Raw genomic sequence first — 15195 nt, 5'->3', positions numbered from 1 at the left:
CTGACCCTGGTTTTATGGTTTTAACCCAAGTATCTATGGTATAGTGACTTTGCTTCTGTTATATCCTTCGTTCCATGTATAAGCACTCTTCCGTCATTAAATATCACTAATCGGTAAGGATTCACCGTATAGGATAAAAGGTATGGATTTCGCTGAATCGTCCCCCCTTGTTTTTCCAATACGATTTCTAGTGCAGCCAAATCGCGTAGAGTTGGACTGGGTGGACGGATCTGAACCGTATCCCTTCCACAAAGTACCGCTGTTTTCGTTTGATTCTCAAAAGATACATAAGGATACGATCGGTTTATCCCGCAAGAAGGACAATTTTCACTTTTCAATTTATCGACTTGAATCGCACTAAACTGGTTTTTCCATACATCAAAGGAAACAAGTTTGTTTCGTAAGGAATCGAAATCACCGACTAGAATTTTCAACGCTTCACTTACTTGATAAGCAACCACCATTTGAACAGCCGGGCTTATTATACCCGCGGTATCACAGGTTAACCCGCCAATGGGAACTGTTTTAAGTAAACATGACAGGCAAGGTGTTTTTTCAGGAATAATCGTGTAAGAAATGCCGTAGCTTCCAACACATGCACCGTAAATCCAGGGGACCCCCACTTGTTGAGATACATCATTTATCATCATTCTTGTTTCAAAATTATCCGTTGCATCAATGATAAGATCTACCTGTTTAGCCCATTCTCCAAGCTCTGAGGCCGTAGCATCTGCAACAATTGCTTCAATTTTCACAGATGAATTAACCGCTGATAAGCGCTTTTTGGCAGCTATGACTTTTGGGGTTCGGTTTTTGGCATCTTCTTCTGTATATAATTGTTGCCGCTGCAAATTGCTCCATTCCACATAATCACGATCAACGATGGAAAGTTTGCCAATTCCAGCGCGGACCAATGCTTCGGCACTGCCTGTTCCGAGTGCTCCCACTCCGATGATGAGTACATGTTTGGTTGAAATCTTTTGTTGCCCAGCTTTTCCAATGGGTGAAAATAGTTCTTGCCGTGAGTACCGTTGAATCATCCAATACTCATTCCTTCTTTGGGACTGCTTGCAGTTGCATATTTCTTTTTCTCGATTCTTCCAGCTTCAAAGCCTATTCGTCCAGCTTTAATTGCAAGCTTCATGGCTTTTGCCATTTTTACCGGATCCTTTGCTGCTGACACTGCGGTATTTACTAACACACCATCTGCCCCTAATTCCATCGCCAAGGCAGCATCGGCTGGCGAGCCAATACCAGCGTCAACAATCACAGGAACGACGGCCTGTTCGATGATAAACCTAAGGTTTATTGGATTGATAATCCCCTGACCGGATCCAATTGGCGATGCACCTGGCATAACCGCATGACAGCCAACTTCTTGCAGCTTCCTAGCTAACACTACATCATCTGAAGTATAGGGGAGAACAATAAATCCTTCCTTCACCAATTCTTCCGTTGCCTTTAGCGTTTCTACGGGATCAGGAAGTAATGTTTGATCACAGCCAATTACCTCCACTTTAATCATATCGCATAGCCCTGAAGCTTTCGCTAATTTTGCGATTCGCACTGCCTCAGCTGCCGTTTTGGCACCAGCTGTATTAGGCAAAAGCGTATATTTATAGGTATCCAACTGCTCCAAAAAATTGGGCTGGCTTGGTTCAAAAATATTCATTCTTCTCACTGCAAACGTAAGGATTTCAGCATCAGATACTTCCACAGCATCCTTTTGGATTTCAAAGCTTGGATACTTTCCAGTTCCTAGTAATAAACGAGATTGAAAGGATAATGGACCTATTTTTAACATATCAACCGCCTCCTACAAAATGGACTATTTCAATTCGATCTTTATCTGATATTCTCGTACTCTGGTGTTCATGTTTCACTACTATTTCCCCGTTTACTTCCACGACGAAGATTTTATCCTGAATGTCATAATGCTTGAGAACATCTGCAATACAAACGACATGATTTGGTAGTTGGATTAACTCCCCATTTACGACGACTTCCATACCTTCCCTCCTACAAAACTGTTTCTTTATGCCTTTCCAAATGAAAAGCAGAAAGTAGCGTTTGATCCAGTAATTTCCCTGTTAAGAGTTCCGCCACTAGTTTTCCTGTGATTGGAGCTAATAAAATCCCATTTCGAAAATGCCCTGCGGCAACGTACAATCCCTTCCAACCTGGATGTTCGCCAATGTAGGGCATCCCATCCCCTGTCTGCGGGCGGATTCCAGACCATACTCGCTCCCACGAGGCTTCATTCAGCCCAGGTACAAGTTGTGTGGCTCTTTCTATTAAGCTTGCAATCCCTACAGGTGTAACCGTTTGATCAAATGTATGCTCAATCATGGTGGCACCGATATAGATTTCTCCATTTCGTTTTGGTACCAGATAACACCGCTTGTCGGAAAAAATAGTTGTGTTGATCAACGGCTTTTCCGGTTTGACAGAAAAGCACTCTCCTTTAACTGGATACATATTTATTTCGAGCCCGGATTCACGCATTAATTTCGCTGTCCATGCTCCGGTGGCAACGACCACCTTTTCTCCGTGTATAACACCATGGGACGTGTTAACTCCTTTAACCTGACCGTTTTCATAATGAATGGAAACGACTTCCGTATACTCACGAATCTCAGCGCCAAAATAGGCTGCTGCTTGAGCGTATGCTTTTGATAAATTTGCTGGTTGGACATGGCCATCGTTAGGAAGAAACATGGCTCCAGAAACGCTTGGAGATATGGATGGTTCCATTTCAAGCAATTCCTTTTTATCAAGCCATGTTATGGCAGGATCCCACTTCTTTTGGTAGGTGACCTGTTGCTGAACTATGGATGCTATTTCTTCGGTTTCCGCAATTTTTAGCATTCCTTTATGGACAAACTCGATATCAATTCCAGTATATTCAACTAATTCGCTCGAGAGAGTTGGAAACATGGCTTGACTTTTTAGAGCCATTTGGAATAGCGGACCATCCTGTTCCATCTCCGCTTGTACAGCCAGCATCCCAGCGGCAGCATTTGTTGCTTGGCAAGCCAACCGATCCTTCTCAAGTATGACCACTGTTCTTCCCATCTTTGATAGCTGATAGGCAATGGAGGATCCGATTATTCCACCGCCAATAATAATGACATCAAATGAATTTTTCACTTTTTCCATCTCCCATTTTTAATACTTTTGTGTAAGTCTTAACTGCTGCTAGTGGATCGCGTGCATCTAGAATTCCAGACATAACGGCGATCCCATTTGCCCCTGCCTGAAGGACCTGTGCTGTATTCTCTGGTGTGATGCCTCCAATCGCAATAGTCGGAATGCCAAGTTGTGCCAACATTGACAATTCCCTCACTCCTTTTGGCGCCACATCTGGTTTAGATTGAGAAGGGAAAATGTGACCGTAAATGACGTAGTCTGCCCCATTCGCTTTTGCAGCCACTCCTTCCTCATAAGAATGAATCGAGCTCCCGATCCGAAACTGAGGGAAATTTTCCTTCACAATAGCTGGTTCTAAACTGTGAAAGGCTAATTGAACCCCACCAACCCTTGTAACGAAGGCAACATCCAGGCGATCATTCATGATAACCTTTGAAAGCGGGATATTGGCAGAATGTAAAAGTTGAACCGTTCGAAATAGTTCTCGAGCCGTTTTTTGTTTTTCCCGTAAATGGATGGCCGTTACATAGGGGTGAATATCAATGATAATTTCCCGGAACTGCTCAATCGGCATCTTACCATTGGAAATGATATGAAACTCTTTCTCTTTGAAAATACTCATCACCCCTTTCAGAAGATTCCGCTAAAAGTAAAAACAAAAAACCACTTCCTATGATTAAGAAAGTGGTTGAAATTTGAAATAGAAAAATGCATTCCTCAAATATCCAGTTTCCACTTCCCTACGCTGGTATGATCCAGATCAGGTTCATAGAGTCCTGAAGTAGCACTTCAATCTCAGCCCTTTAAAAAGGCACCTCTAGCGGATAAACTTTATTTATTATTTTTATTGATGACCTTACATGGATAATGTTAGCATTCTTGTTAAAATTGTCAAATACTTTTTCATTAGGACGAATCAGAGGGAAAAATAGTCATTTCTTTACCGACTACTATTTGATTCCCATTTATAAATCTCAACAAAAAAATATTCTGGAAGCACATAAAATGGTCCAATATTTACTTCGAAATGGCGTGAAGGTCAAACAAACAATGAAATATATGAAAATAAACGGAAGAATGTATCCTAAGGGAACGTTTGTTATTCCAATGAACCAGGCAAAACGCGGTGTTGCCAATGCCATGCTCTATAAGGGGGACAATGTTTTTGATACATTTACTCTTTTTGCCAATGAGCTAGCCTTTAGAGCACACACGCACTACAGCAATCGCTTCATTGCAAATTGCATCTTTGATTCGGTACAAATGAAGAACTAAAATCTTTAAGTATCAGTGCAAAACTGATGCTGATAATAAAGGGTTCCGTTTTGAGGTGCTTTTCTTAAAATACGTGCTAAAATGGCATTAGTATTGGCATCATTATTGGTATATAAAAAGTTAAACTCGCCATAGCTATTGGCGAGTTTCTTTATTAGGATGTCTTGTCCTTAATCGAGTATCCAGCAAAAGTAAAATAAGCGAAGATTTTCCGGTTAGATGCAGAATAGAGCTCGTTTTTGGGGGATATAAGTGGAGAATTTCCGCTTATGCAAAGCAAAATCTCCAATTTTTGAATTTTTCAAGTCAATAGGCGGAATCTCTCCGTCTATTTATGCCTATTCTAATTATATTTTCTAATTAAGCGGAATTTTTCCGTCTATTTATCAGCTTAACCTGAACCCCCAACCGATAAATGCGGACCCTCTTGATCCTAGATGCGGGAATCAGCAGCTTTTTATCGACCATCATATAAAAAGACCAATAAAACTAGCACTCAAAACGGCAATGCAAATGACAGAAGCTTTGACCCTCTTTCTTAATGTACAATACTTATTGTCCATAGGCCATGGTGCCTGACACCAACCAAATTAAAAATGCATCATGATTTTGTTCACGCTGCATTTTTTACTCGCCTTGCTATTTTTTTAAAAATTGATGTTCCACTCTCTACGTAATTCGAATTCTACCAACTCTTCTATTTCGATTACGATCATTACTATCTAGTGCTCTTTGGGATTTTTGAAAACCTGGAAATGATATGAGGCCAGCTTTAAACAGGGTATACCCGATAAATGTAGCAAAGATCGAACTTCCAATCAGAAACCAGATGAATCTGCCGCCAACTTTCCGTAACATATTTTCACCTCTTAACCCTCTCATTGATGATAAATATGATGAAATGATCATTTTTATGTCGTCTTATTCAACTATCGAAAATGGGGCATACCATTCCATTTAAACGTTAAACTTACCTTTTGGAGTACCCACAGGTATAAAAGCAGCTAAAATAGCAGAGTAATTCACACTGCTATTTGGTTGACTGCCCTTATCATTCGTAGCTATTTACTTGTTAGTTAAATACATATTTTCCAATTTTGGCAATATTGCCTTTAATTCAATTAGGTCATCTATTACAATTTCAGCCTGAGAAAGTTCATCTTCTTGTGCAAAATCGAAATTACATCCAATTGAAATTAAACCATTATCTTTAGCCGCATTAATATCAGATAAACGGTCTCCAACTACTGCCGCGTTAGTAATATCATATTTTTTTAGAATACTCCTAACTAAGTCTGATTTACTTAACGATTCGATTTGTTGAATACTAAATGTTTCAGTAACCCATTTATCCAAATTATAATAACTCACAATTGCTTTTAGATATGCAGATAAACCATTACTTGCTATATAAATTGAACAATTATGTTCTTTTAAAAAAGTGAAAACTTCTTTTACATTTGGATATAAAGCACCTTTCCCACTTCTTATATTTCTAACTAATTTCTCTAAAAAATATGCATCCGTTTGTTCTCTTTCTTCATTGTTATGATTAGGTAGCAAGGTTTCCCATACCTTTGGTAAAGGTACACCCATAATTTGACGGTATTTATCAATAGGTGTTACTGTATCCCATTTATTTAGTGACCGCAAATGGTTAAAAGTGTCTTCAAGTGATATTTCTAAAATTTTATCTGTTTGAAATAGTGTTCCATCCATATCAAAGATTAATGATTGTGTCATTGTTTTCTCTCCCTAATTAATATTGGCTCTATTTTCTTCCAATGAAGGAAGGCTTTTTTCATACAATAATTTGGGAGGTGATGATATGCCAAGAGTAAGGGCTAGAAGTCATGATGTAATATTTCAAGTACAAGGTGGAAATTTTTCTTTTGAAGTAGTGCAAAAAGGGAATGAATTTTATCAAAGATTAAGAGCCTCTGAAAGAAGATTAGCACAACAAAATATTAATTCTTGGAGAGATCATCCTGCAAAATATGCACTTTGGTACTTTAATCCAACAGCACCATCGTGTCCTCCTACATGGTACGGTCAACCTCATACTGGTCAATTTAAAGAACACTGTTTTTATGAACCAAAACCTGGAACATGTGATAGTGTGTCATTGCCTATATAATAAGAATTCTCAGTTTTTATAGCATACAGTTTATAAGTAAAATGACGACTATTGCATTACTTTTATACCTTCATACAACTATCTTCTTCAATGATTGAATAACTAAAAGAACTTTTTTACCCGAATTAATAAAAAAATTGGTTATACTTACATTGGAGGTAAAGAAGTCTGAAGAAAATATCCCTCATGAACAAAGGAGAACTAAAAAATGAGAAAACTCGTTCTATTTCTGCACGCATCGCTTGACGGTTTTGTAGAAGGTCCGAACGGTGAAATGGACATCGGCTGGGTTTCCTACGATGCTGACTTGGAGAAACACGCGAAAGAAATTCTGAGTACTGCCGACACTGTCATATGGGGACGTGGGACTTATCAGATGATGCACAGTTACTGGACATCTGTGCCTTCGAACCCCTCAGCTTCGCAGCATGAACGGAATCATGCCGAGTGGATCGGAAAGACTGCCAAAATCGTTTTTTCAACCACTCTGGAGAAAGTCGAATGGAACAATTCCAGACTGGTGAAAGAAAATGTCGAGGAAGAGATCAAGAACCTCAAACAGCAGCCAGGCAAGGATATGGTCATCCTCGGCAGTCCAAGGTTAGCACACTACCTTATGCAGCTTGATTTAATAGATGAGTATAAAATTACGGTTTCTCCCGTCCTGGTTGGCAGCGGGTTGCCGTTATTCCAAGGTCACAAGGAGAAGATCAATCTTAAACTTATCGAAAACAAGACATTTGATTCTGGAGCCATAGCCCTCGTTTACCAGACGGTGAGATGACCTTGTCTTCTAAAGCAAATTACGTCAGATACGATAGCATTCCATAGATGGTTAAATATACCAATTTCAATATCAGTGACCATGATTTTGCTGTAAATATGGATGCTATTCTGTTGTTTAAGGCGGATTTTGAAAACGTTTAGCTAGTCATTAATGAGTAATATAAGTATAAGCATATTCAAACTATTTGAGGGGATGATTCCATAATGAATTCATTCTCCTTTTTCATGTGATGGGAGTCTTTTGGTTTAGAGGAAAAGACATTTAAGAAACTTATTTTCATGGTAGTTGAATAAGAAAGAGACGCTTATTAAACAATATCACCCGTTAACGGAACTAAAACGGCAGGCTTTGAAAAAGCGAAATAGTTATAACTAATGCCGATAAAGTTCCTGCGAACAGTAAGGTTATCATTTTTCGCCAATTTATCTCTTTTGAAGGTTTTACAGCCTCTTTGGAAACCGTAATCCATATCACAGCGGAGACTAAGGCAACTATGGCAATAACACCATTAGACATATTTAACACCCTCTTGATTATTATTTTGTCTAAACTTTACATTTTTTTCTTTTAAATGCCCCGTTTGTTAAACACACTTTAAACTACACTGTTATACTAACCTGACCCGTTAGCACCACAAGAAAATGCCACCAGTCAGCTATTAGTTAATTTAATAAATTAACTATAATCATTAACAGAATGGATAATGAAATGAAACCAACCATAAAGTATCCAAAGTATTTTAATGGTTTTGGTAACCTGTTTATCTTAGCATTAGAAGGGTTACCAGCATTTCCTTCAATCTCGTTAAAATGGTCTATTGCATCATTAAATGGTTTATTCTCATCCTTCATACAACCACCCCTTTACTAAATAATAACATTATTCAGTCCTCTGTATTGGGACTTTTTGTATGTCTTCCTGAAATAACCTGCATAGTTAGTGGAACAAGAAAAAGACCGCCGCGGCGATCCTTAACTTTAACTATTGCTACCCGTTACCCATCCATGCAGCAGAGCTGCACCACAGAGAATGAAAATGGTTAGGTGGTGTCAATACTGATATAGACCTTAATCCAGTCAACCCCAATCCATAGATTTATTAATTACCGCTCTCCTCTTTTTTTAACGATTGAGCAGGGTCTTCCTAAGTATTGTCATTTTCAATTCGTGAAGAAACTTATTTTCATGGTGGTTCAACAAGGAGTTCCATTTTGCACCTACAAATCTTGAGATAATCGAACCATATCCCGGCATTGTATCCCGTTTTCGAAAATCTCTTCTGGATAGTGCCTAATGAAAAAGTCTATATCAACACCAGTAATTCTAAAACCACATTTTTGATAAAGGGCTAATTGTCCAATGCTTGAATTTCCTGTTCCGACTTCTATGGTTCTATATCCTTTTGACTTAGCCACTTGAATTGCATTTATTACAAGTTGTTTCCCCAAGCCTTTACCGTGCTGGGTTTCTATTACAGCAATATTCACCAGCTCTACGGTTTCTGGTCTTGTCGGCAGTAGGACATAAACCCCAATTATTTGAGCATCCGTTTCGGCTACAAAGCATTCCCCTCTTTGCATATATTCTTTAATGATTACTTTAGAAGGGTCAGCTAATAACAACAAATCCATTGGAGGTTCTTCATCTATGTTTAGTTTACGAATAACCATATTACCCTCCCCTGCATTACAGTATTTTCTTTCATTTTACCATTTCCTTATTGAACTACCTTGCCATTATATACAGTATGATTTTTGACCGTATTCAACGTAAATATCGGAAGTAGAACAGCCTCATTTCTAACTTTGTTTATTTATTATCTTCAGAAAATAATTATAGTTTTTAACGTAAACAGCGATAGGACTTACTTGGAGAGATGGGTATGATAAGCTCGTTTGCCTGATGAAACCTTAGCTGTATGTGTGTTACTATTTATACATTTATCTCAACCTTTACTTATTGTGCTAACGGGGCAGGTTAGTTGAACAAGGATATTCCTAAAGGTACCATTAATTGTTAATATAAATACAGAAAAAGTAATTTGAATTTTTTGGAGGTAATAGTTTTGTCCATGGCAACGATTGAGGATTTTCAAAAACTAGATATTCGTATTGGTACTGTAATAAGTGCTGAACCCTTTCCAGAGGCTCGTAAGCCAGCAATTAAACTGGGTATTGACTTCGGTGAAGAATTTGGTATCAAGCAATCTAGTGCACAAATAGTAAAAAGGTATACTCCAGAGATGTTAATAGGTCGTCAAGTGGTCGCAGTTGTAAATTTCCCACCTCGACGAATAGCTGGATTCAAATCTGAGGTATTAGTTATTGGGGGTGTTCCAGAAGAGGGTGATGTAGTTCTCTTAAAGCCAGATGAGCCTGTTAAAAATGGCACACCGATTGCCTAGGTATGGATCGTCACAATGACGGTCTTTTTTATTTCAACGGTTTTTAATTACGAGGAATCACTCTTTCTTTATTCAACTAAAGTGGCAGGTTATTTGAAGAAGGAATTCAACAAAATCAGGAAGAAATATATGGTATTCCACATATAAATAAGAACGATATTCATAAAGGAAGTCTTATAATTAAAATACTCTAAAAACAGATATCTGTTATAACTTCATCAAACCCTTTAATAATGAGCAATGAAAAGGCAGGAACAGAATGAAATTTTGTCAATACTCAAATTTTGAAGGAGAATCCATTATGAAAGCGATGGTTTACAATAAATACGGAACGACAAACGTTCTTAATCTAAAAGAAATAGAAATACCTACTCTAAAACAAAATGAAGTATTGGTAAAGATTCATGCTGTTTCTGTGAATTCTTGGGACTGGGACCTTCTTAGAGGCAAACCATTCCTGTCTCGTCTTGGGGGCCTGCTAAAACCAAAATACAAAATCCTCGGTGCTGATATAGCAGGAAGGGTTGAAGCAATTGGTAGAGAAGTAAATCATATCTCTATAGGGGATGAAGTATTCGGAGACATATCCTGGTGTGGTTGGGGTGGGTTTGCGGAATATGTAAGTATTCATGCAGAGGCATTGACGTTAAAGCCAGCCAGTATGACATTTGAGGAGGCAGCTGCGATACCGCAAGCGGGAGTTCTAGCTCTCCAGGGGCTTCGTGATATAGGACAGATTCATGAAGCTAAAAAGGTCTTAATTAATGGTGCTGGTGGAGGTGTTGGGACCTTTGCATTGCAAATCGCCAAATTATATGGGGCTGAAGTAACTTGTGTGGACAGTGGGAAAAAATTAGATACACTAATCGACATTGGTGCAGACCATATTATTGATTACACTGATGAAGATTTCACACAAAGAGGAAAGTTTTATGATTTGATTCTCGATGTAGTAGGAACTCGGTCTATCTTCGACTACAAGCGTGTACTAAATCCCAAAGGAACATATGTTATGATCGGAGGCTCCATGTCTCTAATCTTGCAACTTTTGTTGCTGGGACCCATGATTTATAAAACTGAAAGCAAGAAGATGGCTATCCTTGTTCATAAACCAAATAAAAATGACCAAAATTTTTTAAAAGAACTTTTCGTTGCTGGTAAGCTTGTACCTGTTATAGATAAACGATACTCGTTAAGTCAGGTTGAAGAGGCTATTCGTTATCTTGGGGAAGGACATGCCAAGGGAAAGGTGGTCGTCTGCCTGGAAAATAATCAGACTTAAACAAATAGGTGGGTAGTAAAAAAGTGACGATCGCTGCGGCGAACCTTTTTAATCACTCAAATCACCTCAAAAGTATTTTCCCCAATAATTAAGGTGGTATTAAAATGTCGATTAGGTAGCAGAAATTTTGAGTTTGTGAATAATTGTTCTTAAACAAACGGGTGCTTTACCACAATTACGAGTAAAATTAAAAAGCCTAAATTATGCACGTTTTTATACAATCCCTGCACATAATAGGCTTTGTTACATTCATAGAACATACTGGCGTAAACAGTATTTTTTATTTTTTATTGCCAAATACAAATCGTAACCCACAGAAGCTCTAAATCAAGTCCTTAAACACTTATTCTATGTATACAAATAACCAATGATAGAGGACCGTCCCATAGCAATGTTTTGCCGTTAACACTGTATATAATTTCCATTTAGTTCAAGAAGAAAAGTAAATTGAAAGTAATTTAATGAATTAATTTCTCCTGATTGTTTCATTTTTTATATTTATGAGTCTTTCAACAACCCATTTTATAAATCCAGCTTTTATAATATAAATAGGTAAAGAATATACGTATTTCCAATGTTCTAACTTGTAAATATTTAACCAGACTGTAATTGGTTCAAATATAAAAGTAAAAATTGTTGCCATTACTAAATTGGCAATTAAAAAAGACTTCCATTTTTCAAAAAACTGAAAAACAAACATATGAGCAACGATGATTATTCCATTGTCAATCGGTGTTAATCTTGGTATGAGCTGAAATAATTGATATGGATAGGACCACAAATGCAGATTTATACCAATATCGTCTAAAAGTTCAACTAAGAGCATTAATAGACTGCCAAAAAGAACAATTTCCGTTATTCTTTTTTTATCTACATATCTCAACCAAAAAATCCACGGAAAAATTAAAACGAACAAAAGCACCCACCATTGAAAAGAGAATAAATCATGATGAATCCAATATTCATGCTTCATTTGCCCTAGTTTATATTCTATGTTTCGTATTTCATCATAACTTGGATGGGTCGTTTTCAAAGATTTCACTCTCTCTTAATTAATTACGTTGTAAACTTACCCTTTTGTAATAGTATCCATTTCATCAAACTACAACCCTGCTTCAATGAAGTAAATTCCTTAGCATTTCCGCTTGCATACGGCTTGTATCTATTACCTCTTCTACTATTTTTCTACTTTCCGGATCAAGATCTCCCCTTACGAGTTCTTCTGAATATTCAACACCGTATTGTTCCACTCCTTTTAAGGCGTCTTTCATAATGTCTCTTGTATCATTCGTAAGCATTACCTTGTGCATCAAACTGTGCATCTTGCCTGATACCCCTTCGCTATCTGCAGGGACACCATTTAAATTTTGGATCCGTTCGGCAAGTTTTTGAGCATTCTGTTTGGCCTGTTGCTGCATAGATTGGAACTTCTGCTTTACTTGTTCATCGTCCAGTCTTTGAATATGATGTTCAAAAGCATGAATCCCCATATAAGTACCTCTTAATAATGTATTTAATTCCTCAACTACAATCTCTTCGTTTTTCATTTGCTCACACCCGTTTTTCTTTTATTATGAGAATTTTAGGATTTTTTATCCTTTATGTTTTTATAATCTGGTGGTCGTGGAACGTCTCCTATCGTTTTTACAAAGGTAGAAACATAAACATATCGGTTTATCTTTGTTTAGTGGAAATGTAGAATAAAGGAAGAACGTTAAATGCAATAAATGGAAGGAAGTGCTCGCCTTGGATCAAAGGTACGCAGGACATACATTGTTTCAAACTGCACCATTTGGAAATGAAATGTTAGCAAGTCGGTTAGTGATGGCCCCCATGACAAGAATCTTTTCGCCCGGGGGAATCCCAGGGGAAAATGTTGCCCACTATTACCGCAAACGTGCAGAAAATGAAATTGGGCTCATCATAACGGAAGGGACAGCGATCAACCATCCGGCTGCTGTCATGCACGCCGATATTCCCCGTTTTTATGGGGAGGATGCCTTACATGGCTGGGCAAATGTAGTGAATGAAGTCCATCAAGCAGGGGGCAAAATCATTCCGCAATTATGGCATGTAGGTGCCGCTCGAAAAGCAGGCAGTGAACCCAATATTGATGCACCCCCTGTGAGTCCTTCTGGATTTTCGTTAAGAGGCCAGAGAAATGAGAAAATAAAGGCGTTAACGAGTGAAGAAGTTGCTGAAATGATTGATGCATACGCTGAAGCAGCAGCAAATGCGAAGCGCATCGGCTTTGACGGAATTGAATTGCATGGCGCGCATGGATACTTAATTGATCAATTCTTTTGGGAAGTAACGAATAAGCGAAATGATGAGTATGGTGGGGATCTAGGCGAACGAACAAAATTTGCTGCAGATATTGTACGTGCTTGCCGAAAAGAAGTTGGGCCCCATTTTCCTATTGTCTTTCGTTATTCACAATGGAAAGGAACCGATTATCAAGCTAAATTAGCGAAGAACTCTAAAGAGCTTGAACAATTGCTCACTCCTTTAGTTGAAGCTGGTGTAGATATTTTCCACTGCTCTACCAGACGAATATGGGAACCTGAATTTAAAGATGAAGATCCATCATTAACCTTAGCCGGCTGGACGAAACGAATTACTAAAAAGCCAACGATTGCGGTCGGTTCTATCGGAATAAACCGCGCCTTTCTGAGCAATCAGGATCATGATCATGTCACAATTGAAGACAATCTCAAAATTGTCGATGAAAAAATCAAAGCAGGCGAATTTGACTACGTAGCAGTCGGTCGCGCACTGCTAGCTGATCCTGAATGGGCAGTAAAACTCAAAAATGGGAAACTTGATCAAGTTTTGCATTATACGAAGGAATCCGAGAAACAGCTACTTTAATTACATTCAAGAACTGTGAAAAATAAAACAGTGCCAGGCACCATCCAAATTTCTGGACATTGCCTGGCACCTTAAGTGTTACTCATTCAAAAATAGCATCGCAGTCTGCGCATAAATCCTTGATGCTTCGACTAATTCTGCTAGATCAATATATTCATTGATTTGATGTGGAATATGACGGTCACCTGCTCCTGTTGTGACAATCGGAATCCCGGCAAGGTGAAGGAATGTGCCGTCGGTTGCACCAGGTACGCCATTATAGATGGGTTCCTTTCCGGCAACTGAACGGAAGGATTCCACACTCGCTCTGACAATCGCATCATCCAAACTCGTTTCTGTCCATGGCCGGCTTTCAATCACTTCCAAGGAAGCCTTAAAATCTGGATCCTTGGAACCCAATCGCTCTAAAATATCCTCCATATCAACCCGTAACTGGTCGTGGTTCTGCCCAGGAACGGTACGAATATCAAGGGCACTATAACATTGGTCCGGAATGACATTAATCTGTGGCTCCCCTTTTTCAGGTCCTAAAATGATCGTTGGCGTAATGCTTGGTAACCCTAAATATGGGTGTTGCCCGACTCGCTGTTTTTCTTTCTCCTCAAGTGCCATTAGTTCACAAATAATCTGCGCCATTCTCGTATTTGGATTGATTCCAGAAAGCGGCATGGCTCCATGAGCCATTTTCCCGTAAGTGCGGATGATGGTTCTCATCGCCCCTTTTTGCGTGATACAAATCTGATTTTCCTCCGGTTCGCAGATGATGGCACCGTCTACACCTTGTGCCCAGCCACGCTTAATGAAATGTTTTATGCCGATCATCATGCCTTCCTCATCGCAGGGAACACACAAAATAATTTTTCCATTCCATTTCACGTTACTTCGTTTAATTGCATGGACCGCAGCAATCGCAGCAGATAGATTTCCTTTTGTATCGTTTGTTCCTCTGCCAAACATTCTCCCGCCCTCAATGGCAGCTCCGAATGGATCATAGCTCCAAGCATCCCAGTCACCCTCTGTCACAACATCGGTATGCCCCTCAAAGAGAATCGTTTTTCCGGGTCTGCCTGAATCAAGAATACCTATGACATTCGGCCGCCCCTTGACGACCTCTTCGATATATACCTCAAGTCCTAATTCCTTTAGATACTCATATACATACTGCGCCGCTCTGCTTTCATTTGCCATAGGGTCGTGCGGGCGGTAGACACTTGGAATCCGAACAAGAGCTTGCGTCAAATTTACAACTTCCTGATCATCCACATCATTAAATACAGCCAACTAGAACCC

The 15195-nt window shown here is 38.9% G+C and carries 18 protein-coding genes, 1 pseudogene and 1 riboswitch; of the genes and pseudogenes, 6 read left to right on the top strand and 13 right to left on the bottom strand.

The annotated features are described in order from the left end of the window. Nucleotides 1-20: 20 nt before the first annotated feature. The 5 genes from RCG19_RS20750 to RCG19_RS20730 are packed head-to-tail and all read right to left on the bottom strand — an operon-like array spanning nt 21 to nt 3772. Entirely contained in the window at nt 21-1040 is a 1020-nt protein-coding gene (locus tag RCG19_RS20750) for a thiazole biosynthesis adenylyltransferase ThiF (protein WP_308108692.1), read from the bottom strand. Then, entirely contained in the window at nt 1037-1804 is a 768-nt protein-coding gene (locus tag RCG19_RS20745; RefSeq protein WP_308108691.1) for a thiazole synthase, read from the bottom strand. The genes RCG19_RS20750 and RCG19_RS20745 overlap by 4 nt, the downstream gene beginning before the upstream one ends. Before the next feature lies 1 nt (nt 1805). After that, nucleotides 1806-2009, bottom strand: a complete 204-nt coding sequence (gene thiS, locus RCG19_RS20740; RefSeq protein ID WP_308108690.1) for a sulfur carrier protein ThiS — start codon at nt 2007-2009, stop codon at nt 1806-1808. A 10-nt stretch (nt 2010-2019) separates the two neighbouring features. Continuing rightward, nucleotides 2020-3159, bottom strand: coding sequence for a glycine oxidase ThiO (gene thiO / locus RCG19_RS20735; RefSeq protein WP_308108689.1), 1140 nt, complete (start codon nt 3157-3159; stop codon nt 2020-2022). Next, complete coding sequence (locus RCG19_RS20730) at nt 3134-3772, bottom strand: thiamine phosphate synthase (protein WP_308108688.1); 639 nt, start codon at nt 3770-3772, stop codon at nt 3134-3136. Before RCG19_RS20730 ends, thiO begins: the two co-directional genes overlap by 26 nt. Before the next feature lie 98 nt (nt 3773-3870). After that, nucleotides 3871-3979, bottom strand: a riboswitch (TPP riboswitch). 176 nt (nt 3980-4155) lie between these two features. Between RCG19_RS20730 and RCG19_RS20725 the strand changes: the two genes are divergently transcribed. Beyond that, nucleotides 4156-4425, top strand: a complete 270-nt coding sequence (locus RCG19_RS20725; RefSeq protein WP_308108687.1) for a hypothetical protein — start codon at nt 4156-4158, stop codon at nt 4423-4425. A 669-nt stretch (nt 4426-5094) separates the two neighbouring features. On the opposite strand, the gene RCG19_RS20720 is transcribed toward RCG19_RS20725, so the two are convergent. Further along, nucleotides 5095-5283: a hypothetical protein gene (locus RCG19_RS20720; protein WP_308108686.1), complete on the bottom strand. Its 189-nt coding sequence runs from the start codon at nt 5281-5283 to the stop codon at nt 5095-5097. Between the two features lie 207 nt (nt 5284-5490). Beyond that, a complete protein-coding gene (locus RCG19_RS20715; protein ID WP_308108685.1) occupies nt 5491-6168 on the bottom strand; it encodes an HAD family hydrolase in 678 nt (225 codons plus the stop codon). Nucleotides 6169-6280: 112 nt separating this feature from the next. Between RCG19_RS20715 and RCG19_RS20710 the strand changes: the two are divergent. Both RCG19_RS20710 and RCG19_RS20705 read left to right on the top strand, forming a co-directional pair. Continuing rightward, nucleotides 6281-6562, top strand: a pseudogene (locus tag RCG19_RS20710) (cell wall hydrolase); the annotation flags it as partial. Between the two features lie 208 nt (nt 6563-6770). After that, complete coding sequence (locus RCG19_RS20705) at nt 6771-7346, top strand: dihydrofolate reductase family protein (RefSeq protein WP_308108684.1); 576 nt, start codon at nt 6771-6773, stop codon at nt 7344-7346. Between the two features lie 336 nt (nt 7347-7682). Here the strand turns inward: RCG19_RS20705 and RCG19_RS20700 are convergent, their stop codons facing one another. From RCG19_RS20700 to RCG19_RS20690, 3 genes are all read right to left on the bottom strand, one after another. Further along, entirely contained in the window at nt 7683-7865 is a 183-nt protein-coding gene (locus RCG19_RS20700) for a hypothetical protein (protein ID WP_166241424.1), read from the bottom strand. A 146-nt stretch (nt 7866-8011) separates the two neighbouring features. Further along, entirely contained in the window at nt 8012-8200 is a 189-nt protein-coding gene (locus tag RCG19_RS20695) for an amino acid transporter (protein WP_166241426.1), read from the bottom strand. A gap of 365 nt (nt 8201-8565) precedes the next feature. Then, on the bottom strand, nt 8566-9018 hold the full coding sequence (locus RCG19_RS20690) for a GNAT family N-acetyltransferase (RefSeq protein WP_308108683.1): 453 nt from the start codon (nt 9016-9018) through the stop codon (nt 8566-8568). Between the two features lie 401 nt (nt 9019-9419). On the opposite strand from RCG19_RS20690, the gene csaA reads away from it, so the two are divergent. Beyond that, on the top strand, nt 9420-9752 hold the full coding sequence (csaA, locus tag RCG19_RS20685) for a chaperone CsaA (protein ID WP_166241562.1): 333 nt from the start codon (nt 9420-9422) through the stop codon (nt 9750-9752). Nucleotides 9753-10053: 301 nt separating this feature from the next. After that, on the top strand, nt 10054-11034 hold the full coding sequence (locus RCG19_RS20680; protein ID WP_308108682.1) for an NAD(P)-dependent alcohol dehydrogenase: 981 nt from the start codon (nt 10054-10056) through the stop codon (nt 11032-11034). 466 nt (nt 11035-11500) lie between these two features. Here the strand turns inward: RCG19_RS20680 and RCG19_RS20675 are convergent, their stop codons facing one another. Then, a complete protein-coding gene (locus tag RCG19_RS20675) occupies nt 11501-12067 on the bottom strand; it encodes a CBO0543 family protein (RefSeq protein WP_308108681.1) in 567 nt (188 codons plus the stop codon). Nucleotides 12068-12149: 82 nt separating this feature from the next. Then, nucleotides 12150-12581, bottom strand: a complete 432-nt coding sequence (locus tag RCG19_RS20670) for a DUF2383 domain-containing protein (protein ID WP_308108680.1) — start codon at nt 12579-12581, stop codon at nt 12150-12152. Nucleotides 12582-12780: 199 nt separating this feature from the next. On the opposite strand from RCG19_RS20670, the gene RCG19_RS20665 reads away from it, so the two are divergent. Then, a complete protein-coding gene (locus RCG19_RS20665; protein WP_308108679.1) occupies nt 12781-13905 on the top strand; it encodes an NADH:flavin oxidoreductase in 1125 nt (374 codons plus the stop codon). A 78-nt stretch (nt 13906-13983) separates the two neighbouring features. On the opposite strand, the gene RCG19_RS20660 is transcribed toward RCG19_RS20665, so the two are convergent. Next, a complete protein-coding gene (locus RCG19_RS20660; RefSeq protein WP_308108678.1) occupies nt 13984-15186 on the bottom strand; it encodes a M20 family metallopeptidase in 1203 nt (400 codons plus the stop codon). Nucleotides 15187-15195 lie beyond the last annotated feature (9 nt).

This window comes from Neobacillus sp. OS1-2, assembly GCF_030915505.1.
In the GTDB taxonomy this organism is placed as follows: Bacteria; Bacillota; Bacilli; order Bacillales; family Cytobacillaceae; genus Neobacillus.
The sequence above is the reverse complement of the archived record's forward strand: the minus strand, read 5'-3'. Positions and strand labels throughout refer to the sequence as shown.

Excerpts from the sequence above, each read along its gene's own strand:
- RCG19_RS20750 (WP_308108692.1), bottom strand. The coding sequence starts at position 1,040 with ATGATTCAACGGTACTCACGGCAAGAACTATTTTCACCCATTGGAAAA.
- RCG19_RS20745 (WP_308108691.1), bottom strand. The coding sequence starts at position 1,804 with ATGTTAAAAATAGGTCCATTATCCTTTCAATCTCGTTTATTACTAGGA.
- thiS (WP_308108690.1), bottom strand. The coding sequence starts at position 2,009 with ATGGAAGTCGTCGTAAATGGGGAGTTAATCCAACTACCAAATCATGTC.
- thiO (WP_308108689.1), bottom strand. The coding sequence starts at position 3,159 with ATGGAAAAAGTGAAAAATTCATTTGATGTCATTATTATTGGCGGTGGA.
- RCG19_RS20730 (WP_308108688.1), bottom strand. The coding sequence starts at position 3,772 with ATGAGTATTTTCAAAGAGAAAGAGTTTCATATCATTTCCAATGGTAAG.
- RCG19_RS20725 (WP_308108687.1), top strand. The coding sequence starts at position 4,156 with ATGGTCCAATATTTACTTCGAAATGGCGTGAAGGTCAAACAAACAATG.
- RCG19_RS20720 (WP_308108686.1), bottom strand. The coding sequence starts at position 5,283 with ATGTTACGGAAAGTTGGCGGCAGATTCATCTGGTTTCTGATTGGAAGT.
- RCG19_RS20715 (WP_308108685.1), bottom strand. The coding sequence starts at position 6,168 with ATGACACAATCATTAATCTTTGATATGGATGGAACACTATTTCAAACA.
- RCG19_RS20705 (WP_308108684.1), top strand. The coding sequence starts at position 6,771 with ATGAGAAAACTCGTTCTATTTCTGCACGCATCGCTTGACGGTTTTGTA.
- RCG19_RS20700 (WP_166241424.1), bottom strand. The coding sequence starts at position 7,865 with ATGTCTAATGGTGTTATTGCCATAGTTGCCTTAGTCTCCGCTGTGATA.
- RCG19_RS20695 (WP_166241426.1), bottom strand. The coding sequence starts at position 8,200 with ATGAAGGATGAGAATAAACCATTTAATGATGCAATAGACCATTTTAAC.
- RCG19_RS20690 (WP_308108683.1), bottom strand. The coding sequence starts at position 9,018 with ATGGTTATTCGTAAACTAAACATAGATGAAGAACCTCCAATGGATTTG.
- csaA (WP_166241562.1), top strand. The coding sequence starts at position 9,420 with ATGGCAACGATTGAGGATTTTCAAAAACTAGATATTCGTATTGGTACT.
- RCG19_RS20680 (WP_308108682.1), top strand. The coding sequence starts at position 10,054 with ATGAAAGCGATGGTTTACAATAAATACGGAACGACAAACGTTCTTAAT.
- RCG19_RS20670 (WP_308108680.1), bottom strand. The coding sequence starts at position 12,581 with ATGAAAAACGAAGAGATTGTAGTTGAGGAATTAAATACATTATTAAGA.